Consider the following 6676-nt stretch of genomic DNA (forward strand, 5'->3'; position numbering starts at 1 on the left):
ACGTAGCTAAGCGTTCGCAGACCTACCTTAAAAACAAACGCACAAAAGTAAATGCATTTGTCACTCAAAATTCACGTACCCATGCCTTTGAGGTTAACCGTCAGCGTCACCATGTGTACGTACGACGAAAGGTTTGTTATGTCTGCATCTCTTGACGAAAAGCCAGGCACGTCAGTTACACCTAAAACGTCCGGCTTCTTGGGGCCAGACCGTTGGTGGCACATCGCTTTTGGTGGGCTCATGGCGATCGCCTTGGTGTCCTTCACTCTGTGGTCCTTTGGTTATGTCGACCCGAGCGCCAACCGCATCCTGCTGATCACCACGATCGTTTTTGGCCTGTTCATGGCCTTCAACATCGGTGGTAACGACGTTGCAAACTCGTTTGGAACGAGTGTGGGTGCCGGAACTCTGTCCATGAAGCAAGCGCTCGTTGTCGCGGCGATCTTCGAGGTCAGCGGCGCTGTTCTTGCCGGTGGTGAAGTCACCGAAACCGTGCGTTCAGGAATCGTGGACTTGAACGCGATCGACCTCGCCCCCATGGACTTCGTGTTCATCATGATGTCTGCCTTGCTGGGTGCAGCCCTGTGGCTCTTGGTGGCAACCCGCATGGGCTGGCCCGTTTCCACCACCCACTCGATCGTGGGAGGTATTGTGGGCGCCGCCCTGACCCTGGGATTCGTTACCGGCAGTGGCGGTTGGTCCATGGTGCAGTGGTCAGAAATCGGCAAGATCGTCTTGTCCTGGGTGCTGTCCCCACTTTTGGGTGGCGTAGTCGCATGGCTCATGTTCAGCCAGATCAAGAAGCACATTCTGGTGTTCAACGAACGCATGGACGTAAAACTCCGCGAACTTAAGCGTGAACGTGCCGAACTCCGCACCACGCACAAGCAGGCGTTCGAACGTCTAGACGAACTGCAGCAGATCTCATACACCAACGCTATGGCGCGTGACGCTGAAGTGTACTTGCGGGACAACTACGACCCGGAAGAGCTCGAATCCGACTACTACCGCGACCTTCACCAAATTGAAGAGCGCGCAAAAGAGATCAACGCTCACAAGGCACTCGAAACGTGGGTTCCCTTGCTGGCTGCTTTCGGAGCAGTTGTCATTGGCTCAATGATGCTGTTCAAGGGTTTGAAAAACTTGCACTTGGACATCGGTTCGGTGGGTAACTTCCTGATCTTGGGAATGATCGCGGCATCCGTGTGGATGGCGGTGTTCATTTTTGCTCGCACGCTCAAAAAACAAGACCTGTCGCGTTCCACGTTCCTCTTGTTCAGCTGGATGCAGGTGTTCACAGCCTCGGCGTTCGCATTTAGCCACGGTTCAAATGACATCGCAAACGCAATTGGCCCATTCGCCGCGATTCTGGACGTGCTCAAAACCAACGCCATTAACGACGAAGCAGGCGTACCTGCCGCGGTGATGGTCACCGCCGGTGTGGCATTGATCGCAGGACTGTGGTTCATTGGCCGATTCGTCATCAAGACAGTTGGTTCAGGACTCACCGAAATGCACCCAGCGTCCGGCTTCACCGCAGAGCTCGCAGCCGCCGGTGTTGTCATGCTGGCTTCCGTCTTGGGTCTGCCAGTGTCCTCAACTCACATCCTCATTGGTGCAGTTCTGGGTGTGGGAATTGTGAACAAGGCGGCGAACTGGAACCTCATGAAACCAATCGCGCTCGCATGGGTCATCACAGTTCCTGCCGCAGCCGCAGTGGGCGCGGTAGGTGTCTTGGTTCTTCGGGCGATCTTCGGTTAACGCGCTCACAAACTGACTCAAAACCCACTACATGCGCGGGGGTAGCCAGGAGGCTATCCCCGCGCAAAGTGTGTGAGCAGATGAGTTGCAACCACCTCGGGCGCTTCTTCTGGTAACCAATGCGAGCGCCCGGTGAGTTCCACAAACTCATACGGCCCCTCAACATACTGGCCGGTGAGCTCGGCGGAACAGCGCGCAAATGCAGCATCCTCACTCCCCCACACGTACAACGTGGGGACGGTGATCGGCTGCGTGGGCATATCCGTTCCCAACCCCAGCGCGCGGTAGTACTTCAGGCTGGCCGCAAACACCTCGGCGTCACTGAAGCGCTGCACATACGAGTCCTCGACGTGGCACGGGATAACGCCCTGGTACACCGCGCGGAGCTTCGCCGCGTCATCGCGCAACATGCTGGTGACGATCTGGTCCGGGTGGTGGCGGATCTTACGCAAGTACTCCATGCGTTCGTACTGATCAGGGTCCTGCGCGATCATTTCACCGTGCGCCCGCGTGTGCGCTGATGCCAGCGATGTGAAGGTTGCGATCCGGTCAGGCATGTGCGGAACCGCGGCCCACCCCATCACGCCGCCCCAGTCGTGGCCCACAAGGTGAAAGCGGTCAGTGCCTGCCGCAGTGGCAACCTCGCCGAGGTCGTTCACCAGCTTTTCGACCGTGTACTCTTCCAGCGCCTCGGGGCGCAAGCCCGGCGAGTATCCGCGTTGATCGTAGGCAATGATGGGGTGGCCGGCTTTGAGGAGTTCGCGTGCGATGGGTTCCCAGCAGGACGCGAACTCCGGCCATCCGTGCACCAGGATCACAGGGGTGGAAGCGCCGAGGTCGCCTGCCGTGTAGCCGGTGAGTTCACCTTCCGAGGTGGTGAAGTAGCTTGCCTGGCCACCCAGTCGGGCGGCCAGCTCAGCATACGGGTGCGTGTGGCTGGTCATGTCTCTTCCTTGGTTGTGGGGATGGTTTGTGGTGGTTAGGGCTACTTACACGAGACCGAACACGAGCGTAAACCCAAGAACAACCGCCAGGCTGATAATCGGAATGACAACTGAAACCACTCCCACGTCCGCATAGGACTGACGGTGTGTCAGACCGCAGATCGTGAGCAGCGTGATGACAGCGCCGTTGTGCGGAAGCGAATCCATACCACCTGAAGCAATAGCTGCAACACGGTGCATGATTTCAGGAGAAATACCCGCCTGTTGGGCAAGCGCCAAATAGTCCGCGCCCAAGGTTTCTAGCCCAATGCTCATACCACCGGAGGCTGATCCCGTAATACCGGCCAGCACGTTGATGGCGACAGCCAGCGAAATGAGCGGGTTGCCCGGGATGCTCAAAACCGCGTCACGCACAATTGAGAACGCTGGGACGCTCGCGATGATCGCGCCGAATCCCACCTCGGACGCGGTGTTGAAAATAGGAAGCATGGACCCGGTCGCACCCTGGTTAAGCGACTCTTTAGCGTCCTTCATATGGCGCCAACCTACAGCCAGGGTGAACAGACAAGCGAAGAACAACGCGATCACAATCGCCCAGATACCGCCCACTTTGGAAATATCGGTTTTGCCGTAGGTTTCTTCTTGCAGGTACGCAAAGTCCATCGCAGGAAAGACCCAGGTGACCAGCGAAAAGTTGGTCACGATCACGATCAGGATGGGCACCAGACCAAGCATTGCGTTCGGAGTTTTTTGGGTCACCGCAGAGGTGGTTGCACCTGATGAGGTGCCGGTGTCGCCGTTGTTTTGCTCGGCTTGGTCCGTCTCACCAAAGCCGGGGCGAGTGTTCGAGTCTTGGTAACCTTCTCCGGCGGCCATGAGCTTCTTCGCACGCCAGCCGAGCCACACGGACGCCAGAGCGAACATGAGGAGCCCACACACGATACCGAAAACGGGTGCGGCGAATGCGTTAGTTCCGAAGAAGGGACCAGGGATCGCGTTTTGGATAGCGGGCGTGCCCGGCAGTGCAGTCATCGTGAAGGTCCCGGCGCCAGCCAACATCGAGGCCGCAACCAGACGCTTAGGAATGTCGGCTGCACGGAACATCTGGTTTGCGATTGGGAACAGGGCAAACGACACCACGAACACCGAGACACCGCCGTAGGTCAAAATTGCACCGGAAAGAATCGTGGCCAAAATTGCACGCTTCGCCCCAATAGTGTTCACGATCCACAGTGCGATCGCTTTCGCAAAGCCGGTGTCCGACATGAGCTTTCCGAATATCGCACCCAGAGCGAAAACGGGAAAGTACGTGATGATGTACTTTCCGACCGCAGGCATGAAGATCTGTGTGTAGGTGGCCACAAGAGGCAAGCCGGCAAAAGCAACAGCAACAAGCGCTGTAATGGGCGCTAGGTACAGAACACTAAAGCCACGGTAGGCGAGAAAAATGAGCAGTCCGAGCGCAAGTAGCACACCGATAAGTCCGAGCATGGGGCCTCCAAAAGGTCGAATGCAATTTTCGGTAGCTTATGTAGCCTCGAACGTGTGGAAACGAAACGCCCACCCTGTGAGATGAATCACAGGGTGGGCGTATTAATCCAGGTGAACGCTACTTTTTACGGTTCATAGCGCCGCGGGTGCGGCTGATTCGGTAGTCGATACGATCGTCGATACGCGCATCGACTGGGCGACCAAACTTCTCGTCAAAGTCTTCCACCAACGATTCGCTAATGGTGCGGTAAACCTCACGCAGACGTTCGCGTTCAATCGCCGACATATCGGCTTTGAAGCTCCGCAAGGTCGCCACGCACATGAACAGCAACACCACGCTGAATGGAAGGGCTGTTGCAAGGGCGGCCGCCTGCAGGGATGTCAAACCACCGGCCAGCAACAGGCCGATCGCCAGGGCACCTTCCAGCACTGCGAACAGAACACGCGACCATACCGGCGGGTTGGGGTGACCTCCCGAGGCCAGCATGTCCACAACCAGCGAACCAGAGTCAGAAGACGTGATAAAGAAAATCGCCACCAGGATGATTGCGATTACCGACAGGATCGATCCCATGGGAAGGTCGGACAGCACGTGGAACAGCGCGGCCTCTGCTACGACCTCGCCCTCTTCATTCACCAGATCGCCTTCACCAAAGAACTGGCGGTAAATACCTGCTCCACCCATCACGGAGAACCAGAAGAAGCCCACAATAGACGGAACCAAAAGGACACCTGCGATGAACTGGCGGACGGTACGACCTCGGGAAATACGGGCAATGAAAACACCTACAAATGGTGCCCAGGAGATCCACCAACCCCAGTAGAAGATGGTCCACGAAGAGTTCCACGTGGCCCCGTCGTCACCCGTGTAGGCACCCACATCGAACGTCATGTTGAGCACATTGGCCAAGTACACGCCAATCGATTCGATGAAGTTTTGGAACAGGAACAGCGTAGGACCCACCAACAGCACACTGATCAGCAGAATGCCCGCAAGCGACAGGTTGATGTTCGACAGCCAGCGAATACCAGCACCCAGGCCACTCACCACAGACAGCGTGGCCAGGAACGTAATTGCAACGATCAAGATGACCAGGAGGCGGTTGTCAGCTTCGCCGACCACGCCCAGCTCTGCTAGCCCGGCTGCGATCTGCTGAACTCCTAGTCCCAACGAGGTTGCGATACCAAAGATGGTTCCGAACACCGCGAGGTTGTCAATGACGTCACCCATCCAGCCTTTGACGCGCTCACCCAGGAGCGGTTCCAAGGCCCAGCGGATCGAGACGGGACGGCCGCGCCGGTGAACGGCGTATGCAAGGGCAAGCCCAATGACGGCGTAGATGGCCCAGGGGTGAAGACCCCAGTGCACGAAGGTCTGTGCCATCGCAAGCTGGCCGCGCATGGCCTGGTCTTCTGGCCAGCCTGGTTTGGGGTCCACGGTCGCGTAGATGAGCGGTTCGCCCACACCATAAAACACCAGGCCGATTCCCATACCGGCTGCGAACAGCATGGCAAACCATGACAATAGACCGAACTCTGGTTTGTCGTTCTCTTGGCCAAGCTTGATGGAACCGTACTTGGAGAACGCAACTACCAGGGCAAATGCAATGAAGGCGGCGATGACCAGCATGTACCACCAGCCCAGCGTGCCTACAATCCAGCTCTGCATGGCGACAAGCGCGTTACCTGTGGCTTCAGGTGCCGCGATTGCGATGATGGCCACTGCTAAAACGACGATCAGCGAGGGCCAAAAGACAAAAGGCGTCACTCCACCTTTAGAAATTCGTACGCCTTGACGTTTAAGTTTTTCAATAATGACTTCGTCAGAGTCATCATCGTGTACCTTGTTCTGAACTTGATGTTGAATTTCGTGTTCGTCACTCAGTGATGAAGACATAAACTCTTCCCAGTTGGGGTCACAATGAACCCGTAAAGTCTAACGAAAGCATGAGAATACGCTAAAAAGTTGCTTCACTCACTAGTCGGTAACGCCGGTTCTATAGAGGTTCTGCCCTGTCCTTAATAACGGCGCGATATCTGGTCGGGACTTGATCACCCGGAGCGCTTCATATGAACTGTCCCACCCCGCAGATGCGAAGAACCGTTTACTCTACAAACCTCGAACACGAGTGTAGAGTAATTGCCACTTTTGTTCGTTTTGTTCACGTTTTCGCGCGAAAATCGGCCCGTTACTCTACAAACCTCGAGAAAAATGGACTTGGGTTGTAGAGAAAACCACCTGACACGCCCGACCCATACACACATTTTGAGCATTAACCCTGACCAAGGAACCCGTTACATTCATTTGTAGGTCCTCATCAGAGGATCTGGTCGCTGGTCCTGGTATGGCTTTTCGCCCTGTCATCGATGATCCGGGGGGTGTTGCCGCCAGGAGTCCAGGACGCGCGTTGACTGCTGATAGGGACGTGGCCCGGCTTTGTTCGAGGTCTCTTCGTAACGTGGGTGCCAGCATCGGGTGT

At 56.4% G+C, this 6676-nt stretch carries 4 protein-coding genes; 1 reads left to right on the top strand and 3 read right to left on the bottom strand.

The annotated features are described in order from the left end of the window. Positions 1 to 138 precede the first annotated feature (138 nt). A complete protein-coding gene (locus tag QP868_RS06905; protein WP_284925863.1) occupies positions 139 to 1761 on the top strand; it encodes an inorganic phosphate transporter in 1623 nt (540 codons plus the stop codon). Positions 1762 to 1814: 53 nt separating this feature from the next. On the opposite strand, the gene QP868_RS06910 is transcribed toward QP868_RS06905, so the two are convergent. The 3 genes from QP868_RS06910 to QP868_RS06920 form a co-directional block, all read right to left on the bottom strand. Beyond that, positions 1815 to 2705: an alpha/beta fold hydrolase gene (locus tag QP868_RS06910; protein ID WP_284925864.1), complete on the bottom strand. Its 891-nt coding sequence runs from the start codon at positions 2703 to 2705 to the stop codon at positions 1815 to 1817. Positions 2706 to 2750: 45 nt separating this feature from the next. Then, positions 2751 to 4196: a GntP family permease gene (locus tag QP868_RS06915; RefSeq protein ID WP_284925865.1), complete on the bottom strand. Its 1446-nt coding sequence runs from the start codon at positions 4194 to 4196 to the stop codon at positions 2751 to 2753. Between the two features lie 118 nt (positions 4197 to 4314). Further along, complete coding sequence (locus QP868_RS06920) at positions 4315 to 6093, bottom strand: BCCT family transporter (protein ID WP_284925866.1); 1779 nt, start codon at positions 6091 to 6093, stop codon at positions 4315 to 4317. Between the last annotated feature and the right edge of the window lie 583 nt (positions 6094 to 6676).

This window comes from Brevibacterium sp. UMB1308A (genome assembly GCF_030230605.1).
Lineage (GTDB): Bacteria > Actinomycetota > Actinomycetes > Actinomycetales > Brevibacteriaceae > Brevibacterium.